This is a genomic window from Methylobacterium sp. FW102-HT35C08, assembly GCF_058790235.1.
Window position 1 is genome coordinate 1,026,021 of the sequence record NZ_JBYTCL010000002.1, and the last position, 19,310, is coordinate 1,045,330.

12 protein-coding genes and 1 pseudogene are annotated in these 19,310 nt (G+C 67.1%); 2 read left to right on the plus strand and 11 right to left on the minus strand.

Translation table 11 applies throughout. The annotated features are described in order from the left end of the window. Positions 1–137: 137 nt before the first annotated feature. The 6 genes and pseudogenes from AC3WSN_RS05055 to AC3WSN_RS05080 form a co-directional block, all read right to left on the minus strand. Entirely contained in the window at positions 138–2,162 is a 2,025-nt protein-coding gene (locus tag AC3WSN_RS05055) for a BadF/BadG/BcrA/BcrD ATPase family protein (RefSeq protein WP_492536609.1), read from the minus strand. A gap of 284 nt (positions 2,163–2,446) precedes the next feature. Then, positions 2,447–3,487, minus strand: a complete 1,041-nt coding sequence (locus AC3WSN_RS05060) for an SIS domain-containing protein (RefSeq protein ID WP_492536610.1) — start codon at positions 3,485–3,487, stop codon at positions 2,447–2,449. Next, a complete protein-coding gene (locus AC3WSN_RS05065; RefSeq protein ID WP_492536611.1) occupies positions 3,484–4,371 on the minus strand; it encodes an N-acetylmuramic acid 6-phosphate etherase in 888 nt (295 codons plus the stop codon). The genes AC3WSN_RS05060 and AC3WSN_RS05065 overlap by 4 nt, the downstream gene beginning before the upstream one ends. A gap of 299 nt (positions 4,372–4,670) precedes the next feature. After that, positions 4,671–5,726: a glycosyltransferase family 2 protein gene (locus AC3WSN_RS05070; protein WP_492536612.1), complete on the minus strand. Its 1,056-nt coding sequence runs from the start codon at positions 5,724–5,726 to the stop codon at positions 4,671–4,673. Between the two features lie 51 nt (positions 5,727–5,777). Next, a complete protein-coding gene (locus AC3WSN_RS05075) occupies positions 5,778–7,934 on the minus strand; it encodes a glycosyltransferase family protein (RefSeq protein WP_492536613.1) in 2,157 nt (718 codons plus the stop codon). Positions 7,935–8,544: 610 nt separating this feature from the next. After that, positions 8,545–9,180, minus strand: a pseudogene (locus tag AC3WSN_RS05080) (DedA family protein); the annotation flags it as partial. Positions 9,181–9,585: 405 nt separating this feature from the next. Here AC3WSN_RS05080 and AC3WSN_RS05085 point away from each other — a divergent pair. Then, positions 9,586–10,191, plus strand: coding sequence for an NUDIX domain-containing protein (locus tag AC3WSN_RS05085; RefSeq protein WP_492536614.1), 606 nt, complete (start codon positions 9,586–9,588; stop codon positions 10,189–10,191). Between the two features lie 936 nt (positions 10,192–11,127). Here the strand turns inward: AC3WSN_RS05085 and AC3WSN_RS05090 are convergent. The 5 genes from AC3WSN_RS05090 to AC3WSN_RS05110 all read right to left on the minus strand — a co-directional run bounded on the left by AC3WSN_RS05090 (position 11,128) and on the right by AC3WSN_RS05110 (position 18,325). Continuing rightward, the gene (locus AC3WSN_RS05090; RefSeq protein ID WP_492536615.1) at positions 11,128–12,462 is read right to left on the minus strand and encodes an IS1182 family transposase; all 1,335 of its coding nucleotides are present in this window, start codon (positions 12,460–12,462) and stop codon (positions 11,128–11,130) included. Positions 12,463–12,518: 56 nt separating this feature from the next. Then, complete coding sequence (locus tag AC3WSN_RS05095) at positions 12,519–13,286, minus strand: class I SAM-dependent methyltransferase (RefSeq protein ID WP_492536616.1); 768 nt, start codon at positions 13,284–13,286, stop codon at positions 12,519–12,521. Between the two features lie 221 nt (positions 13,287–13,507). Next, on the minus strand, positions 13,508–14,440 hold the full coding sequence (locus AC3WSN_RS05100) for a class I SAM-dependent methyltransferase (protein WP_492536617.1): 933 nt from the start codon (positions 14,438–14,440) through the stop codon (positions 13,508–13,510). A 169-nt stretch (positions 14,441–14,609) separates the two neighbouring features. Beyond that, positions 14,610–15,644 (minus strand): NAD-dependent epimerase/dehydratase family protein, encoded by a 1,035-nt coding sequence (locus AC3WSN_RS05105; RefSeq protein ID WP_492536618.1) that lies wholly within the window; start codon positions 15,642–15,644, stop codon positions 14,610–14,612. Then, complete coding sequence (locus AC3WSN_RS05110; protein ID WP_492536619.1) at positions 15,641–18,325, minus strand: glycosyltransferase family 61 protein; 2,685 nt, start codon at positions 18,323–18,325, stop codon at positions 15,641–15,643. Before AC3WSN_RS05110 ends, AC3WSN_RS05105 begins: the two co-directional genes overlap by 4 nt. A 240-nt stretch (positions 18,326–18,565) precedes the next feature. On the opposite strand from AC3WSN_RS05110, the gene AC3WSN_RS05115 reads away from it, so the two are divergent. After that, the gene (locus AC3WSN_RS05115; RefSeq protein WP_492536620.1) at positions 18,566–19,210 is read left to right on the plus strand and encodes a NeuD/PglB/VioB family sugar acetyltransferase; all 645 of its coding nucleotides are present in this window, start codon (positions 18,566–18,568) and stop codon (positions 19,208–19,210) included. Positions 19,211–19,310 lie beyond the last annotated feature (100 nt).

Here is a 19,310-nt window from a genome sequence, read left to right on the forward strand (position 1 = left end):
AGTGAGGCGGGGTGATACGATCGCCTCCGAGACCGGTCAACCCTGAGTGACAGACAGTGCGTGGGCCGCAGCAGGGTGCTCCCGGCGCTAGCCGGCTCTGCCAGCAAGGCACGCCGGACGGTATGGTGATCGCCTGGCTAGCGTGCATCGCCAGGCTCCCCTTCCACGTAGACCTGGGTCACCATGCCTGCATCGTCCATGGCCACGATGTCGGCCCGCAGCCCGGGTTGAAGCGCCCCACGGTCTTTCAGCCCAAGATAGCCAGCCGGGAGTGCCGAGACCCGGCGCGTCGCGTCCGTGACGGTCAGTCCCAGTGACCGCAGGTTGCGCCACGCGACGTCGAGCGGCGCGGCTGAGCCGGCCAGTGCGTCTGCGGTATTGCTGACCCGGTCCCCCCGTTTGCGGATGGATACCCCGCCGAGACTGTAATCGCCGTCCGGCATACCGGCAGCCGCCACCGCATCTGAGACGCAGAAGAGGTCGGGGATCGTCCGTAAGGCGGCGCGCAGCGCGCCCGGGTGCACGTGAATGAAATCGGCGATGATCTGCGCACTCGTCGCATGTGCCAGAGCGGCCCCGACCACCCCCGGCTCCCGGCCCTGCAAGGGGCTCATCGCGTTGTAGAGATGGGTCACGCCTGAGCCGCCCGCGGCGAAGAAGGCAGCAGCCTCGTCGTAAGTCGCGTCGGAGTGGCCGAGCTGCACGCGGATGCCGGCCTCCCTCGCCAGAGTCGTCACGAGAAGCGCGCCTGAAAGCTCTGGAGCTAAGGTCAGGACGCGCAATGGCACAATGGCATGCAACCGGCTGACGAGGTCCCAACTCGGCGCGGCGGTGTGGGGGCCGTGCGTGCCTCGCCGCGTGGCGCTGATAAAAGGGCCTTCGAGGTGCAGCCCCGCCATGTCCGGCTCACCGAGCTGGCTATCGGCACGTGCTGCGGCGACCGAGCGCGTGACGCGCTCCAGCTCGTCGGCCGCTTCGGTGATGATTGTGGGCAGCCAGGTTGTAACGCCCCTGGTGCGATGGAAGCGCCCGGTGTTGCGCACGGCGTCCGGGTCGCCACCCATGATGTCGTGGCCCCCGCCGCCATTCACCTGCAGGTCGATGAAGCCCGGCAGGATCAGCGGTGCATCCTCAGCCGCCGGGCCCGGACGAACCTCTTCGATAGTCCGGCGGAAGCGGAGTTCGCCTGTCACCACACCCGCGGGCGTGACGATCCGACCGGCGATGCTCCTAATCCCGGACACGAGCGCCGGAGCGCTCACTGGAGCGTCCGTCTCGCGCGCAATGGAGAGGGCTCCGCGGATCACAGCGTCAGCGGTGATCCGTATCGGCCGATGCGTCGTTTCGGTGAGCCAGGGGCGCAGAGGCGCCGCGAGACCGCCCGTCACGACCAGGGGGAGTTCACCGCTGGGATCTGCTCGCTCGGCAAGGTGCACAAGCTCGCTGGCCGCCGAACGCAGGATCGCTGATGCGGGTCCGCCGCTCACGACGAGGTCGAAGGCGATCGGCGCCAGGGTCGCGTAATCGGCCGGACTTGCGATCGACAGCCACGCGTGCAGTCGCGCGATGTCGCCGCCGAAGCGGTCGAGAACGGCATTGGCGAGTGCGTCGAACTCTGCGGTATCGGTTCTGAGCAGCGTATGTCGGATCAGTTGCAGACCGATCCAGGCTCCCCCGCCCTCATCCCCGGCCGGGAAGCCGTGCCCGCCCGCTTTCGTGGTCTTGCCGTGCCGCGATCTGGCCCAGGCGACGGTGCCGGTGCCAGCCGCGACCATGACACCCGCTTCCGTTGCACCGAGACAGCCGCTCAGGGCGGCAAGACCATCCGACACAACCTGTAGGCGCCCGAACCGGGGCGAAGCCGCGCGAGCCGCCGCGAGCGCGGCCACATGCTCGCCACCTGCGATGGCCAGACAGCAATGCAATTGCTCGGGCACGAGCGCCGAGCCCACCTCGGCGAGGGCAGCGGCGGCGGTCGGCAGGACTACGTCCCAGACGCCTGCGCCGAGCAGGCCGATATGCGCACCCGCTCCCCGCGCCCGCGCCAATTCGGTTCCATGCGCGTCTGCCAAGACCGCGATCGTCTTGCTGGCTCCCGCATCGATGGCCATCAGCCTGATGCCGTTGCCCTGTGCGGAGAGCGGAAGGTCTGGAGCCTGCATGATCACGAGTCCCGAGGGAACCGGCGCCTGGTCGCAGAGTCTCGGTGAGCAAGCGCAGGATCCAATGTCCGGCAGCGTGTCGACAAGTGCCTCATGACTCCCAAACAACACCTCCGGGTGAGTTCTGAGCCAGGTCCGTCCTGCACAGGTGACCCGCGGGATCCTGTTCTCTGAACGAACGAACCTGCCTCCAGACCGTTTCAGGGCGTCTGCGCGTTATTCCGAGACTCAGCCCGCCGGTGGTGCATCCTGGCGTGCGGCGGGGATAACGAGATCAAGGGCGCTCACAGAGTCTCCGTGATCTTCGTGAGGCCCACAGGCGCGTCCGGATCCAGACCGCGGCGGCGGGCTTCTCGCTCGATCGCGCGGTAGGCTGGCACCAGCATGGCGACCGGATCACAGGCGGGGTGATCGGGCGCAAGCCAGGGCAAGTTACCGTTCGGCCCGCCACAGGCGTGGACGCGCAAATCCGCGCGCCGGAGGTCCTGAACGAGCGCGTCGATCCCCTCGGCGAGCTGATCGTCCTGGCGGAACGCCAGCACCGGGGTCCCGGCCTGAATCGCGGCACGCGGCCCGTGCCGCAGTTCCGCGGCGCTGTAGCCGAGGGCTGGCAGGCGCAAGGTCTCAGCAAGCTTGAGCGCGATCTCCCGCACCGAGCCCAAGCCGTGACCGCGGCCCGTGACGAAGGCGGCCGGCGCGCTCGCCAGATCGGCAGTCCAGGCGCTCCAGTCGAGGTTGGAGGCCGCAGCGAGGCGGCTTGGCAGATCCGCCAAGCCACGGATCAGCGCGTCGTCGCCGGACCAGCGCGCGACCAGTGCGGCGCTCGCGACCATCGAATTCACCACCGTCTTCGTCGCCGCGATCGCCCGTTCAGGCCCGGCTTCGATCGGCAAGACCAGATCGGCGGCCCTCGCGGCGGGTGAGGCCGCATCGTTCACGAGCGCGAGCGTGAGGGCGCCGCCCTGGCGTGCGGTGCGCGTCGCCGCGACGAGGTCCGGCGACCGGCCGGATTGCGAGATGGTGATGAAGAGCGCGCCATCCATTCGCGGCGAGCGATCGTATCCGGTGACGACGGATGGGGCCGATGCCGAGACGGCGAGCCCGCATCGGGTCTCGATCAGGTAGCGAAGGTAGACGCCCGCATGACCCGAGCTTCCGCGACCGCATACGACCGCGAACGGGAAGCGACGTGCGCTGAGGACTGAGGCGACGCGCTCCGCCTCAGCCCAGCCGGTGCAGAGAGGGGCGGCGACGGCGGGCACCTCGGCGATCTCGCGGGCCATGGAGGTTTCGGGCCCATTCGGCATCGGCGCGGGGTCGCTCATGCCGGCCCCGCTTCGGCCAGAGCTGCGCGCAAGTTGCCGCCGTTGCGCATGAGCAGGCTGGCCGCGTCGTCGCGGTCGATCCCGAGGGCGACAAGCACCGCGCGCGGGATGTCCCCCTCTGCCGCGGCCAGGGCGCTGGCTGCGGCTTCGGCATCGCAGCCGGCGATCTGCGCCACCATCGCGACGCCCCGTCGGCGCAGCTTGGTGTTCGTGGCCCGCATCGCGACCATGCGGCCGCGATAGACGCGCCCGAGCCGGATCATGATCAGCGTCGAGAGCAGATTGAGCACGATCTTCTGCGCGGTTCCCGCCTTCATCCGCGTCGAGCCGGCGATCGCTTCCGCGCCGGTCGCCACGAGGATCGGATGCGCACAGTCGCGCAGGAGTGGCGTGTCAGGATTGTTCGCGAGCCCGATGGTGACGGCACCGCGATCGCGGGCGCTGCGAAGCGCGGCGAGGGTGAATGGCGTGATCCCGCTTGCGGACAAGCCGATGACGACATCGTCCGGCCGGATCTCGGCGCGCTCGGCCCAGAGTGCCGCGTCCTGCGTCGAGTCCTCGGCCCCCTCGACCGCTTGGACCAGCGCACCTTCTCCGCCCGCCACGGCGAAGCCCAGGCGCTCCTCCGGCCAGTCGAAGGTCGGCGGCAGCTCCGCCCCGTCCTGGACGCCGATCCGGGCCGAGGTGCCGGCCCCCACATAGAGGAGGCGCCCGTCGCGGCGCAGGCCGGCTTCGGCGGCCGCCGCGGCCGCGGCGATGGCCGGAAGCGCAGGCCCGATCGCGGCAACGGCCGAGAGTTGTCCCTCCCAGAGCGCCTGCAGGATGTCGGCACTCTCCCAGGCGTCGAGTTCGCTGAAACGGGGGCTCGCCCACTCCGTGCTCATGCCTGGATGTTCCTCCGCAGGATCCCGTGGCTGAAGAACGGAGATGGCGGACGAACGCTCCGGAATTTCGCGCGTCAAGATTTGATGAGCGGTGCCCGAGCAGCCGCTCAAGCCGGGAACGTCGCTATGACCGAGGATGAAATTCGTCCGATCGACGGCGTTCGGGACGCGCCGGTTTGTGGGTCCGACGCAGTCCGCCGCCCACAAAACCTACCTGGTGAGACGCCATGCGCGACACGCGATCGCCAGTACAAAGGCTCGACCAGCGATCATCAAGCAGAGCGATCTGAATCATACGGCTAGCGAGGCATCAGAAGCCCGACGACCCGGCGCAAGGCCAGCGCATCCTGCTCGGGCGCGGGCGACGTGAGGAAGCCGCCTGGTGCTGCCGGCTCCGCCGACAGCCAGGAGGGGCGCGTCTCGGGGTCCGGGAAGAGCTGCTGGACGACCGTGTCGATCGGCTGCCCGGTGAACCAGGGCGCGTAGGTCGTGGTGAAGAACCGGAAATAGACCGGCCAGTTCTCCGGTGTGGGCGCCAGCCGGTTGGCCGTCGGTCCCCGGGCGATCAGAGCGAGATAGGTCTTCAGCGCCGCCGATCCCTCGCCCTGCATCAGGTCGCCGGTGGATTTGAGCGTGTTGGTCGCGTGAGTTCGGTACCGGAGATGCGCGCCGGGCACGAAGATCGGCTCCACGTGGACCATGCAGCGGATGAGGAAGTCCCAGTCGTGGCACATGCGGTAGTCCGCGAACGGGCCGACCCGCTCGTAGAGACCGCGCGAGAACACGAGGTTACCGCTCGTCACCGCGATGTTGGCCCGCAGCAGCGCGAAGCCGATCGTCGGGCAGGCGCCGGCCTGACCCAGCACGTCGCGGTACCAGACTCGGACCGGATCGTCCTCGGCGAGCCGGGCGCCGAAATCATCCATGAAGTCGACGCCGGTGAACGCGATGAAGTCGCCCTCCGGCGGCAGCGCCGCGTGAATCGCGCGGAACCGGTCCGGCGCATAGGCATCGTCCGAGTTCAGGATGGTGAGCACGTCCCCGCTGGCCCTCGACAGGCCGTGCGCGATCGCCGCGTGGGCGCCGCCGTTGCGGTCGAGCAGGTCGCACAGGATGCGGACCGAGCCGTCATAGCCGTCAATGGCCTTGGCGATGACGGCCCGCGACGCGTCGGTGGAGCCATCGTCGACGATGATCAGCTCATCGACTGGCCTTTCCTGCTCCAGCACCGAGCCGATCGCCTGCGCGATGTAGGCGGCGTGGTTGTAGGACGGGATGACGACCGAGATCCGCCGCCCGGCCGGCGGCCGAGACTCGGGCTGCGGGCGCGCGGATTTGGTCAGGAACCGCAGCATCGGCGCTTGCACCTCTCTCCGATGATCCCCAGGGGCTGCCGTGCCGCGGATCTACGCGGCATCGAGCTGCGCCCGGAGCAGGTCGAGGCGCGGCCGCATCTGCCTCTCGAAGCTGTATTCCCGCAAGATCGCCAACCGGCCGGCCTCGCTGAGCCGCCGGAGCGCCTCCCGGTCGCCGGCGTAGAACTCGATCCGGTCGGCAATCCCGTCGACGTCGCGCGTGATCAGCTCGAACTCCACGCCGGGCTCCATGGCGTGGGTCCCGTCGAGCCGGCGGTTCAACGCGAGGGAATCGGTGAGGAACATCGCCACGCCGCGCAGGCCCGCCTCGACGCAGGAGGTGGTGGGGAAGCCGTCGAAGGACCCGAGGCCGCCGTCGCGCTCCATCGGCGACTGGTTCGGCGAGATGACGATGTCCATGCCGGGATAGAAATCCGGGAAGAACGAGGCCGGCTGCACGCCGTGGAAACGGACCCGGTCGGTCTGCGTGAGGCCGAGAAGCTCCGCATTCCAGTCGCCGACATAGTGCCACTCGAAGCGCGGGTCGTCGGCGTAGCGCCGGACGAGGTCGGTGAACACGTCGCAGCCCTTCTCGATGCCGAGCTCCGTGTAGCGCTGGGCCACGAAGCAGATCCGGATCGTATCCTGCAGCGGGCGCTCGACCCGCGAGCAACGGGCGCTCGCCGCCACATCCCAACAATCCGGCGAGACGGCGCCGAAGATGAAGGCGATCTGCTGCGGATCGCACCAGCCCCGGTCGAGCAGGTAGTCGCGCTGCAGGGTGTGGGTCGTGAGCACCTTGGCGAAACGGCGGTCGCCGAGCACGCGCCGCAGCTTGGCGTCCGAGACCGGCTCGTTCGGCATGAACCCGCCCCCCGGATAGAGGGTGAAGACGAAGCGCTCGGCACGCAGATCGGGGTTCGAGGCGAGCAGCACGGCCGCGCCGTGCAGAAAGGTCGTGTGCAGGACCTTCGCGCTGAGGTCGTGGCCGGTGTTCAGTGCGCGTACCCGGCCAGCGAGGGTGGGATGCTCTGCCTCGAATTGGCGCAGCTCGTCGAGGAAGGTCCGGTCCGGACGGTAGCGGTCGATGTCACGCAGCGACGAAGCGACACGACTCTCCGGGATGGCGTACAGGTAGGTGAGCAGCTCGCCGTAGCGGAAGGCCGAGAAACGGGATGGGAAGCTCGAGTCGACTAGGAGGAGGCCGGTCCCGCGCCCGCGGGCCGGGCGAGCAAACCCGGTCACGTGCGGGTAGACGGCCCAGGCTTGGTTGGCGCCTTGCCAGGCTTCCGGGGCAAAATCCGGCACGGCACGGCTCTCTGCAAAGTGCCGCTCGGCTTGGCCGCGATCGCGTGCCAGCAGACCATGCAGGGTTCGCGTGTGAGAGCTGGCATCGCCGAGTTCGAGAGCAAGACGCGCCTGCTCCTCCGACTCCAGCAGCCGACCCCACATCCGGAAGATGACCGCAAGGCGGAAGCGGAACAGGGCCGGATCCTCGCATCCGACCGCCAGGGCGATCTCGTAGGCCGCCGCGGCGGTTCCGAGCCGGCCCAGCGTTTCGGCGAGGTAGGCGGCCAGGGCACACCGGGCGATCAGGCCGTCGCCCTCCGCCTGCGCGGCCGCGTGGGCCGCTTCACGTGCCGCCTCACGCCGCCCCAAGGCGAGCAGAGCACCGACCCGGACCAATACAGCTTGAAGCCCCGCAACGGGCCCTCCGTCCAGCAGCGACAGCGCCGCGGCGCCATCGCCGGCGTGCAAACGCTCCGCGGCGGCCTGCACCCGCGCATGAGGGTTTGCCGGATCGCGCGCCAGACCTGCCCCGGCCGCCTCGGCGAGGGCGCGCCCCTCCAAGAGGTTAGGCAGTCGACCCTCCGCGGCCCCGTAATTGAGATAATGGCCGAGCGGGTTGACCCCGGCCTCCGCGATGTCGGGGTAGAGCGTTAGATAGGTGCGGGTGCTGAACAGCGGCCCGGGATCGAGCCCGATCGCAGCCCCATGGGCGCAGTAATGCTCGGCCGGGCTGAGCCCGGTCGCGTCGGCGGGCGAGACCTGCGCGCGGTAGAAAGCCGTGTCGAACAGGGGATTCGGATCAACATCGGAGTGCCAGCCCGCGGCCGCGTAGGCCGCCGCCGTGTCGATGCCGCGCGCCTCGCCGTTGCGACGGGCCACGAAGCCCGCATCGAACAATCCAGGCAGATCCGGATGCATGCCGTCGTCCGTCCCTCTCGGCGCGCCCGCCAGGTCGGCGCAGGGGGCAGGGGACGTGCGGCCGCCCGGACCGGCACGCTCACGTCCCGCCGAACCGCCGCGCGGCGTGGCTTCTCGCATAGCGAGCCGGGCGTGCCTACCCCAAGTTCAGGCGTCGGATGTGGTGCGAGACGCCGGCTCAGGCCGCCAGCCCGATGGCGCCCTCGGCCTGCTCGACGGGGCTCGACGGCCCGCCACGCCGCAGCCGACGACGGATGAGCGTCAGGAGGACGGCGGCCCCGAGCAAGATCAACACGATGCCGATGATCCCTACGTGACCAACTAAGCGCCCATAGAAGCCGCCGGTGACACCATAATGCCATGACGCCAGCGCCATCCCGGCGGCGGCCATGAGGAGCAGGGCGAGCCCCTTGAACCACAGGGGCAGGGGCATCGGCGGGTGCTTCTGCCGTGCCGAAGCATCGGCGTGCGCCCGATCAGCCTCCCGCTGCGCCAGGAACGCCTCGACTTGGCTCTGAAGGTCCGGCAGGTCCGCGCGTCGCGCCGCAGGACCGGCGGCCACGGCCCGAGCCTCCTGGCGCCGCGGCGCTTCCACGCTCAGACCTTCGGCGAGTGGGCCCGGGATCTCGGCCTCGGCATCCGCCATCAGGCGTGCCTCGTGGCGGCGCATGAACAACCACAAGGCGACGGCCCCGAGCAGGACGAAGGCCAGTAGGCCGAGGCCGACCGGCCCCATAACGTTCTCGATCGAGCGTCCGCACAGATATGCCCCGAAGCCCATGATCGAGGCCCAGGCGACGCCGCCCAGCGCGTTGAAGGCGAAGAACCGGCGGGCATCGAGCTTGTTCACGCCGGCAAGGACGGCCGCGTAGGCACGCAGCATCGCAGTGAAGCGGCCGAAGAACACGATCTTCCCGCCATGCCGACGAAACAGGTACTGCCCGAGCTTGAGGCGTCCGTGGTCGAGACCGATCAGGTGGCCCTTGCGCAGGAGCAGGGGCAGTCCCCAGCGGCGGCCGACCCAGTAGCCTGCGTTGTCGCCCAGGATGGCGGCGGTCGCGGCGATCGCCACCACGACGGCGATGTTGATGTTGCCAGTGCTGCCGGCATAGGCCGCCGACGTCAGCAGGACCGTCTCGCCAGGTAAGGGCAGGCCGGCGCTTTCCAGGGTGATGATGACGAAGATCGCCAGATAGCCGTAATGCGCGATCAGGTCGGCGATCGGCAGGTCGTGCAGGAAGGACATGCGGTCTCCTCGCGAATCGTGCACAACGCATTTGCAGGCAAAAATGGCCGTGCGGGGGCGGCCAAGGTAGGGCACGTGCCTGATCGTAGGCGCTCCGGAGACTGCAGCGTCGGCCATTACCCTCGGGCGGTGCTCATGTCCGGAGAGCGGGAGGATTAACCGTGGCCAACCCATCCATCCTCGGAGGTCGAGACCCGGTGTCCGCGCACGCCCGCAACCCGCGCCGCGCCTACGATGCCGACGGGCGCGAGATCACCCCAATGACCCTTCAGAACGCCATGGATCGCGGGGTCACAGCGCTTCGGGCCATCTGTGCGTGCGGACATGAGGCCGAGGTTTCGATTCATGTCGGGCGCTGGGCCTCCACGAGCTTCGTACCGGATGCGGGCATGACACTCCGGTGCGATGCCTGCGGAACGCCGGATCCCAAGACCCGACCGGTCTGGCCGCGTCAGGGTCACCGACCCTGACGCCCCTGCGACCGCCTGCCCGGCCCCCCCCCGGATTCGTGACGGCGCGCCCGACCATCACGGGCGCGCCCGTAATCAGGACACCCGTTCGATGTCTTTCATCCCCCAGCACCTGTACAACCAGATCCTGGAGGCGATCCCGATCGTCTGTGTCGACGTGGCCATCGTCAACGATGGCTGTGTCCTTCTGGTCCGACGTCGCGACGCCCCGGCAAAAGGCCAGCTCTGGCTCCCCGGCGGCCGGGTCCACAAAGGCGAGACCCTTCGCCAAGCCGCTGCCCGCAAGGCGCTGGACGAGACCGGGATCGACTGCCATGTCGGTCCGATCATTCATACGGACGAGACTATCTTCGAGGACGGCCCTGAAGGCATCGCCGTCCATAGCGTCAACACATGCTTCTTTCTGTTCAGCCGCCAGCAATCCGTCGAGGTAAATCTCGACAGCCATCATGAGGATTGGGTCTGGATCGATCATATCGATCCGGGTCTGCACCCCTACGTCAAGCTGTGCCTCGCCGCCGCCGGACTCGATGAGCGATGAGCGCGGGACGCCCAAGCCATCAAACTGAGCTAATATTATGAAATTTGCGTCTGAAGACGCGCCAGAAATTCACTGGCGCACATAAATCGATCGCGACTTGCAGCGACCGTTAGCGCGTAATCTCGGCGACGAGCCGGTAGAAATCATGACTTATAGCCAGTGGGCAGCGAGACGCAGATCACGCTCGGCGATCCGATGCAACTGGCCATAGACATCGCTTGTTCGATGCCTCAATTGAGATTCAAGGCTCCCCTAATTTGTTACGAGGCTACGCCGCCGCCACTCGGACCGCGCCAAGCACATGAGAATTGCGCTTGGACGTAGAGAGCTGAAGACACGCGCTTCGCATAGCTAAGGGCGGCGATATGAACCGATTTCTCGCTCAGGAAGTCCTGCAGTCTTGTGGGCCTCAATCAATCAGATCGAGATCGGAACCAGAAACCATGACGCTGTCAGCGGCCTCGGTCCGGCACTGAAATCGCACGGTTCCGTCGCGGTCTTGATACTTCGCCGAAACTCGTAGGACCGCACCGTCCCAGGTCCGCCGTACTCGGCTTCCGAGCCGCACATCCGTCCACCGCTTAGAATCGATCATCGCAAAACTCAGTGCCCTGGATTGCAGGAAGAGAACGCGCGATCTTGGTTCTGGTGCCGCGGCTCGGATCATCGCCCACACCCGTCAGAATCAGCCGTCATGTTGGCGACATTCGGCCTCGTCTTTGCCCTTCATGCCATTCGGTGCGCCTCGCGCAGCACTCGGCGGGCTGCTTAGTTCCGCACCGTATGCCCGATAGACGTTGACGCATCGCTCGCCGCATGATGGTCACCCGCACCACCACACCGCGGGATCAAACAGCTAGGAGCCTGTCCGAGTAACCGGGTTTGAAGCCTGGTAGAAGGGGCGAGTCGGGAGCCAATGAGGGCGGACCAGCGGCTTCAGCGGCCTGCCTGTGCCGGCTTCAGCAGGTTATGGGCGGTGCAGATCATCGCCCACTCGCCCCGGACCTGATCGAGCCCTATCATCAGGAACTGTCGGAAGCCTCGGGCCTGCTTGATCTGTCCGAACACCGGCTCGACCACCTGCTTCCTAAGACGGTAGCGACTGCGGCGCCCAGCCCGCTTCAAGCGGGCGGCCATCGCGCTCATCAACGGCATCTTGGTCAGCCTCCGGCGGCCGGCTGCGTCCGCCTCGTCATGACGCGCCCGGCCCGGAGCGAGGTAGCCCGTGATGCCCCGCTCCTTCAGCGCGGCGAGGTTCGCCTCGTTGGCAAAGCCGGCATCGCCCGAGACCTCCCGCGGCTTGCGCCCAAGATGAGCCCGGATCCCGTCCACAACCGGCACGAGCGCGCGGTAGTCGGCCGAGTTGGTCACGAGCCAATACGCGACGATCACCTGATGCGCCGCGTCGACTGCGACCTGGCCGTTGTAGCCCTGTACGAAGCCATCACGCGTGGGCAGGATCCGGCTGTCTTGGTCGGTGAAGTTGCGCTGCGCCCGGTCGGGCGGACTGTCGTCTTCGCCGCGCAGTGGCCGGCCCTGCCAACGCATGCCCGACGAGGCGCCCGGCCCGCTCTCGTCCTCGGGATCGGGCGGATCAGCCGACTCCGCCTCCAGCGCGGCCTTGGCGGCGCGGATTGCTTCCAGCCGCCGCTGCTTGTCGGCCCTCCAGTCCGGGGTCTCGTCACCCCGACGACTGGCACCGTGAGCCTGATCCTCCGCCGCGTCAGCTTCGCCCGCGCGATCCAACCAGGCTTGGACCTCAGCGGTCAGGGCCGGCTCGGCCGCCTTCATCCGGCCGTAGCTCATGGCTTTGTGGCGCGAGGCGTTCGCCTTCAGCTTGGTCCCGTCCACCGCCACGTGGGCGAACTCGACGAGACCCGCCGCCCGACATAGGCGCAGCACCTGCACGAACAGGTCGGACAGGGCCACGAGGTGGCGCTTGCGGAAGTCGGCGATGGCGCGGAAATCCGGTCGGTTCAGACCGGTCACGGCCATGACGTCGACCCGCGCCTCACAGGGGCGGGCGAGTTGGCGCGAGGAGTACAGGCCGCGGCTGTAGCCGTAGAGCAGGAGCGCCACCATCATGCCAGGATGGTAGGGCGGGTATCCGCGCTCCTCTGTGCAGGTGTCGAGGATGGCCGAGAGGTCCCGCGCCTCTCGCACCGTATCGCGGACGAAGTGCGCCATGTGCCCGGGTGGCACGAACTCGTGCAGCGAGGGCGGCAGCAGCCAGCCCTGATCGACGTCCCACGCGCGGAACACCTTGGCCATGAGCCGAGTGAATCATCCTCCCGATCCGCCGTCGAGGGAATCACTCGGACAGGCTCCTAGGTTTTCGTGGCGAACAGCATGTTACCGCAGGCCAGCTCTGACTGAGCCTCCGGCGGCAAAGCATTGATGAACCGCCACCAACGGGGGTCTTGATATGGGATGCTGCACAGTTCTTCCACTCTCATGCCAAGAAATTCTGCGCGCAGATCTGGTGGTAGATTGTGGGCGAACGAGCCCAAAATCCAACCTATCGTGTAGGCCGCGGTCTGATGATGTCCGGTGAACGCCCTGTCCACAGCGAATCCATTATCTTCAAAGATCGACGTAAGGCCCTCGCGCGTAGCATTGAAGTAGTGAGACGGGTAGCCATGGATTGGTTGGAGAAACGGCCAGTCGATGAACGCCTTGCCGCCTGGCTTGAGCATACGGCGCATTTCTTGGACGACCAGCCAAGGTTGACGGGTGTGTTCAAGAACTGCAAAACAGCCAATACCGCTCAGACTTTCATCTTTGATCGGATAGCGACAGTTAGGCTCGACAATTAGATCGGCGGAAACAGAGGGGTACACCTCGACATAGAGAACATTATCAAGTGGCGCCTCCACACGTCCGCAACCGAGATCCATGAATAGCTTATCAGGCTGCGCCGTAGCGAGATGATTGAAAGAGTCCACAATTCCATTCGCGCTCTCAGATGCATAATCCTCCAGATTGAAGTGCCTATTGGTCGTAAATATTGGAAAAGCTGCGCGAGGATCGTTGTCATATGGCGCCATCAGCACTGAGCGAAAGCGCTGATATTTCTCGTGCCGGCTGTCTGTCATGGCTATACAAACCCTCCGCGCAGCGCTCAAAGACGCCGTTGCGGCGGCGTACACCACCTCACATTGCCCGGCTAGTGCACTGACTTAGACGGGTAGCTCGGGCGCTCGGCCGGGAGCTGGACCACGCGGGCGGTTCAGATTGCGCGCTATTAGGCTTCTGCAAACCGCTCCGACGCGCCGGCTTCGTAGCTGCACTTCGGCAAACGAAGCTGGCTCATCCGTCAACTATCCGGTTTCGTAGCCAAAAGGAAATTTCCGCAAGCAAGCTCTTCGATGGCCGAGTCGTCGAGAGCTTTGATAAACTGCTCCCATCTGAGCCCGCTGGGCTCCAAGGCGACGAGATCGCGTACTGTCATGCCCTCGAACTCAGAGCGAATTTTGCCCTCAGGCAGCCGAGCTGCCAATACACTCAAGATCCACCGGACCGTGTATGACACTTGATCATGCGGCTGCGTTTCGCAGATCTGGATCTCGAACCCGTTATCTGCAAACAAGCTTTTGAGGCCTTCGCGTGTCGCATTGAAAAAGTGAGAAGGATAGCCGTGAACCGGCTGTAGGAACGGCCAATCGATGAACGCTTTACCGCCCGGCTTAAGCATTCGATATATTTCGGAGACGACGAGCCAGGGCTGACGAGTATGCTCAAGTACGGCGAAGCATCCCACCCCATCAAAACTTGCGTCTTTGATGGGATACGTGCAGCTGGGCTCTACAATCAGATCGGCCGATGCCGAATTGTAAACTTCAAGATATAGACAGTTATCGAAAGTTCTATCTCGAAGGCCGCACCCAAGATCCAGATAGAGCTTATCCGAATTCGCGATAATTTCTTGGTCAAACCAGCCATGGCTCGAATTTGCGCTCTCGCTGGCATAGCTATCAAGGTCGAAGTGCGCAGAACTCGTCACGATCGGGAATGTTCCCGTGTGAATAGCACCATAAGGGCTTTGAAGTACGTGCCTAAAGCGAGCGTACTTTGAGGCGCGATTCCTTGTATCTACGGCGAATTGCTTTCGTCCCTCACTGCGCCCAGCTTTGTCAAAATGGAACCATGCGGGGATCCCAGCGGCTTCTACGTCGGGGTTTGCAGCGAGGTATCGAGCCTCGTTGAAATTCTCGTCCGTCGCGATTTCGTGAGTTAAATGCGATGTCATTAGTTTCCTCACTCAGAGATACAGCCAGGGGCTGAGCAGCCGCCGGTCTGAGGTCAAGGCCGCTGTTAATGCAGGTGAATACTCGCGTGTAAGCCGCGAGAAGGGTCCCACTTATCCCAGGTTCGCCGATCGGGCGACGTGGCGTTAACAATCGGAAGCGCTTCAGCCCTCACGAGCTGGACGGATGCCACGGCACGCCCTGATGCGCCTCGGCCAGATGGGCGCGCATCCACGCGATCGTGCTGATGAGCCCCGCGCGCAGGACGACGCGCGGCTGCCAGCCGAACTCGGACCGGATCAGCGCGGTGTCGAGGACGTTGGCCGGTACGTCGGCGGCGCGGCTAGGCTTGTAGACGCAGGGCAGGCGGTCCAGCCCGAAGGCCGCTTCCAGCTCGGCGATCACTTGGTTGACGCTCAGGCCCACGCCGCTGCCGACATTCAGGATCTTGTGCGGTCCTTCATAGGTGACGGCGGCGAGGAACGCGTCGCTGACGTCGTCGACATGCAGGAAGTCGCGCACCACCTCGCCAGTCCCCCAGACCTCCAGCGGCACGCCCGAGAGGACGCGGTGGATGTAGCTCCCGATCAGGCCCTGATGCTTGGTGCCGAGCTGGAACCGGCCATACGGGTTGGCGATCCGGAGGATCTGGTAGTCGATGCCGTGGAGGTGGCGGTATAGGTAGAGCGACTTCTCGATCATCAGCTTGCTGATGCCGTAGGCCGAGATCGGGTCGGTGGGCGCCTGCTCGGGGATCGGGATGGAGCGGGGGATCCCGTAGATCGCGCCGCCGGTGGACGAGAACACGAGCTTCTTGATCCGGGCCGAGCGGCAGATCTCGAGCAGGTGCAGGGTGGCGATCGGCGCGGCCGCGAGTTCCGCCGACGGATCCCGGTTCGAGCTCTCCGGGATCGATCCGGCGATCAGGTGGAAGACGACGTCCTGACGCTCGACGGCGTTGGCGATGGCGAGGCGGTCGGCGAACTGGCCGGTGACCCGGCTCACGCGCCGGTCGAGGACCTCGGGCTGCGGGTGGCTGCGGCTGAAACAGGTGACCTCAGCGCCCGCCGCCGCGAGACGGTTGCACAGGTTCAGGCCGAGGAATCCGCCGCCGCCAAGCACGAGGCAGCGGGTCCCCGAGAGCGACACGGTCGGCCGGCTCGACGCGACGGGATCCGCCAGCCCGGTCTGCCGGTCCGCGCTCATGCCCGCGCCTCGGCGTCGTGGCGGACCGGCGGGTGCGCGGCCGCATCCGACGACGGGTTCGCTTCACCCGAACCCAGTCCAAGCAGGTCCGCCTCGCGCAGTCCGATCATGCGCTCGACCAGCGCCAGAGCGGACTCCTGGAGTGCGCGCCGTGTCGGCTCCAGCGGCGCCTTCCCCCAGGCCCGGGCCGCCGCGTAGGCGGCTGAGTAGGCCGCGTCCCAGCCGGCCGCGAGGATCCGCAGGCCGGCGGCGTCCAGATCGTCCCGGATGACGGCCCATGCGGCCTGATGGGTCGCGTCCCAGGCCGCGGCCCGGACCCCGGCCCCGGTCTGGCGCAGGGTGGGATTCGCGACCGCCGCCCGCTTGCGCGCCCGTTTCAGGTGATCGCACCAGGCGGTCAGATCAGCGACGTCCCCGAGCGCCGGCCTGTCGGCTAGTTCGTCCGCCTCGACGTTCAGCTTGGCGAGGCGGAACCACGCCGGCACGTGGGTGCGGACCAGCCAATCCACGACCAGGGCGACGCGCCGGCGCTCCAACGCCTCCGAGCCGCGCGTGCCGACGAGGCGCGGGACGAGAGGGAGGATCAGGGCGTCGCGCGCGTCCTGAGGCAGGCGGTCGCTCCAGGTCCGGATGAAGGCGGCGAGGCTCGGCGACGCGCAGGCCGGCTGATCCGAGTGGGGCTCGCCCGCGACGTAGGCCACCGCCTCGAGGGCGCACAGGCCCGCCTCCGCGCTCGCATGCCGGCCGGCCGCCAACGTCCTGACGCGCGCGAGCCGGTCGGGATCGATGCGCCCGGCCCCCGCCGTCCCAGCCGTCTGGGACCGGGACGGGTCGCGATCCGGCACCCGGATCGGCCGGTCGTCCGCAGCCTGGACCGCAAATCCGGCCGGCAGCCCGGTGGCGACCTCGGTCTCCAGCGCCGCGACGGCGGCCACAACCTGTCCGGGATCGACCGTATAGCTCACGTGGAAGGCGTGCACGCCGGGGCGCGGGAGCGTGCGCCCGCGCAGGAACAGGATCCGCGCGCCGCCGGCCTCGATGAAGCTCGTATAGCCCCGGAAGTTGAAGGACAGCTCTTCGTGGATCAGGCCGAGGATCCGGCACCCGGGCCTGCAGAACAGGGCGTTGCTGAGCGCCGAGCTCGACGAGCCGACCACCAGGGCGGCCGAATGGAAGGCCTCGACCTGCTCGAGGAACGACATCGTCTCCGGGTAGATCACCTCGAAGCCCAGGGGGCGCAGCCGCTCGGCGATCTCCGCCTCGTTGATCAGGGCGCGCTGGGTGAAGGCCTTGCGGGAGATGAACAGGCGCCGGTCGGTCCGGCCCGAGAGGATCCCGCGCGCTTGGGCGCGGTCCAGGATCAGTTGGCGCACCGCTGCGAAGACGTCGGCCGGCCAGATCGTGTCGTAGAACGGGCGTCCGGGCTTCATGTCGAAGGGGAAGAAGGCCGGCACCGGCGCCATGCCGAGGAGCTCGAACGCGACCGGCCTGGGCGGCAGCGTGATTACGGGACGATCGCGCGTATCGAGCAGGCGTAGGATCTCCGCGTGGGAGGCCGGCATGTGATCGTCGATGCAGAGCGGGAGCCCATCCGGGCAGCGTGGGTCGTTGTAGGCCAGCATCCGCGGCACGAATTCGCAAAACCAGTGCCCGTAGTTCCGGCTCTGCATGCCGAACATCATCAGCCCGGCCTCGACGGTCGCCACCGTCTCGGGCACTTCCACAACGGCACGCGTGGCGCCGAAGGCGGCCATAAACATCTGATCCTGATTGACGCCGTCCTGCACCAGAATGTCGCCCCGTCGGGGATGGGCGGCCAAGTCGTAGACGAGCTTGTCATCCTTGATGACGACGTTACTCCGCGGAAACGCGCGGCATCCCCGTACGAAGGCGAGGTACTGGGCCGGGATATCGAGGTCGCCCGGTGCCGAGGTGAGGGGAGGGCACGGTTCGAAGAACCGAAGCTCGGGCGCCGGGATGCGGCGCGGCGGCACAAGCTCGGTGTAGGTGGCGCCGCCCTCGGCGGCGAGCGCCTCGACGGTCACCACATCGTAGGCAACGAAGGGACCCGAAGCCGTGACGTGGCGCGTCTGTCCGTGTAGCGCGATCGCCGCGGCGAAGTTTCCGTCCTCGAGCAGCGCATCGAATTGCAGCCGGCGCAATTTCTTGACTTTGCCGCTGATGGCATCACCGTCGGCGGTGGTGATCCCGTCATCGCCGCCGTTCAGCTCGAAAGCCAGCCGATAGCATTGGACGCAGGCCTCGGCCTCGCCACTGCACTCGAACGCCCACGCGAGCTGAAGCAAGGTCGCGACGCCGTCCTGGACGAGCGCGGGTGCTGCGCCTTCGGCCCGGAGGCGTGCGATGGCGGCGCTGGCCTCTTCAAACTGGCCGCGCCCGCACAGGTCGCGCAGGCGCGCGAGCGCGGCACGCCTCAACCAGCGCTCCCGGTCATCCGTGGTGATCGCACCAATCAGATCGTAGGTCTCCGCGGCACCACCCAGGCGGTCGCTGCCCTCCAGCCGGAACGCGAGAGTCTCGAGGTGCCGGCGCATGGCCCCCAGCCTGGGATCTGCGCGATCCTCGGCGGCGATGAGGCCCCGGAGCTGTCCAATGACGTCCAGAGCATTGTCGCGATTGACCGTCCGGATCAGGTCGATGAATTTCTGCGTCGGCCTCATGTCCGTCCCGCGCTGATGCGCATCCACTCTCCGGCGCGTTCGCCGGCCGGCGCCCCGTCGCGGGCGGTGTAATGGAACACGCGCTCTGTGACGAGGCATCCCGGGCGCTGGAGGGCGCCCGCGGTCTCGTGTAGGGCAGGGCACTGGACAGGCAGGGACCCTGCGCATGGACGATGACCGGAGCGACACGCCGAAATCGGGACGGAACCTCAGCCGGACCGGGTCGCGGTTTTCGGCGCGATGACGACCCGCCTCGTCCTGTACGGCGCGGGCGCGCTCGCGCGCGAAATCGTCGATGCCCTGGGACGCCTCAACGCGAAGGGGACGGCGATCGACCTACATGCGAGCATCGTCGATCCCGGGATCGACGCACCGGATACGTTCCGGGGCCGGCCCGTGGTGCGGGATGTGCGCAGCTTCGCGGGCGACGACAGCCTGCGCTTCGTCGTCGCCCTCGGCGAGCCCGGGCCTCGGGCCCGAGCGGTCGCGCATCTGCGGGCAGAGATCCGCGCACAGTTTACCTCGATCATCGATCCCGGCGTTCTGGTCGGGGCGAGCAGCCGGATCGGTGTGGGCGCGGTGATCCTCGGCCATTCCTCGATCACTGCGGATGCGCAGCTTGGCGAGCACGTTCTCATCAATCCAGGCTGCACGGTCGCCCACGACGACGTCCTTGATGATTTCGCGACGCTAAGCCCAGGGGTCCACTTGGCCGGTCATGTCCGTGTGGAGGAGGGTGCTTTCCTCGGAACCGGCGCCTGCGTAATCCCGCGGATCCGTATTGGCGCGCATGCCGTGGTCGGCGCCGGCGCCGTGGTGATCCGGAACGTGGCGCCGGGCCAGACGGTGTTCGGCAATCCAGCGCGGCCCTTGCGGCGCAGCTAGCGGCAGAGCGGCGGCCGACCGCACAGGCTCGGGTCGGTACCTTTTGCGCACCTGCCCGGCCATGTATAGCGGACGCCGTCACCGGGCGTGCGCATGAGGG